Raw genomic sequence first — 1158 nt, forward strand, 5'->3', positions numbered from 1 at the left:
CTCATGCTCCTGCTAGCGAGCGCCACCGAGCACGGCTGGGCCGCAGCGGTCGGTATGCCCGACATCGGAGCACTCGCCGCCTCCGAGATCGGCGTCACCGCCGACCGGCTCGCGCTTGTGCCCGACCCAGGCCCGGACTGGCCGCAGGTCGTGGCCGCGTTGATCGACGGCGTCGACCTGGTTGCCGTCAGGACGCCCGGGCCGGTCGCCGACGCCACCGTGCGGTCGCTGCAGGCCCGGGCCCGCGAGCGGGGCTGCGTGCTGGTCCCGACAGGGCGCTGGCCGTCGGCACACGTCACCCTGGAGGTCACCGGCCGACACTGGGAAGGCCTCGGCTACGGCTGCGGCCGGCTGCGGCGCCAGCACCTCGAGGTCACGACGACCGGGCGCGGAGCTGCGGCACGACCGCGGACGGCGACGGTCACGGTCGGCGGCCCCGCCTGGCCGTTTCCGCCGTCCTACCGGAATGCACACGAACGCGAAGCCGCCCTGCAGCGTGCCCTCGAGCCGCACAGTCATGCGCAATCCGCGGATATCCCGGACGATCAGATCCCACCCGAAAACGTGTGGGCTGCACTCGCCCGCCGACCCAGGCCGAAGATCGAGCGAAGGCCGCCACCGTGGCACTGAAACCGCAGGCAAATACCACCGATGCAATTCGGTGATCCTCACCCGTACAGGTTGCGCACCGATCACCGGGGAGAGTCACTGGACAGATGTCGCCCGTTCTCGCGGACGACGGCTGGCAGGTCGAGACCGTGGAGATCGACCTGGGAACCGGGTTGCGCGAATGGATCGAGGTCCGGGGCGGCGACCAGCGCCGCTACGTCGCGACCGCGGCCGAAAGGGACGTCGTCCTCCGCGAGCACGGCGTCGACCCCGCCGCCCTGGCCGAGGTTGAGACGATCGACGACGGCTGCGAATAAAGCCCGTCTTACCCCGCCTTGAACTCGTGCCACCCATGCTGACCGCCGCCGGCACGCTACCCCCGGCCGACGGGCCAGTGGCGTCACGCTACGTGGCCAACATGCTGGCACCGGCATGCTCTTTTGCCGAATTGAGGTGCGACATGAGGTCGCACGTAGTGAGTGAGTACGTTGATTGGAGGTCGGGTTTGATGCCCGAGACGTAGCTCCCGGTCAGTATCCGAGACCGGTT

General features: G+C 69.5%; 1 protein-coding gene and 1 pseudogene. Both read left to right on the plus strand.

Going from position 1 to position 1158, the window contains the following annotated elements; translation table 11 throughout:
- Positions 1-630 (plus strand): annotated as a pseudogene (locus IH26_RS61820) (hypothetical protein); the annotation flags it as partial.
- 86 nt (positions 631-716) lie between these two features.
- On the plus strand, positions 717-926 hold the full coding sequence (locus tag IH26_RS0152480) for a hypothetical protein (protein ID WP_030443810.1): 210 nt from the start codon (positions 717-719) through the stop codon (positions 924-926).
- Positions 927-1158 lie beyond the last annotated feature (232 nt).

Origin of the sequence: Actinoplanes subtropicus, from assembly GCF_000721705.1 — a bacterium.
Taxonomy (GTDB): domain Bacteria; phylum Actinomycetota; class Actinomycetes; order Mycobacteriales; family Micromonosporaceae; genus Actinoplanes; species Actinoplanes subtropicus.

What these genes read in the sequence shown, in the direction of transcription:
- IH26_RS0152480 (WP_030443810.1), top strand. Translation starts at nt 717, where the DNA reads ATGTCGCCCGTTCTCGCGGACGACGGCTGGCAGGTCGAGACCGTGGAG.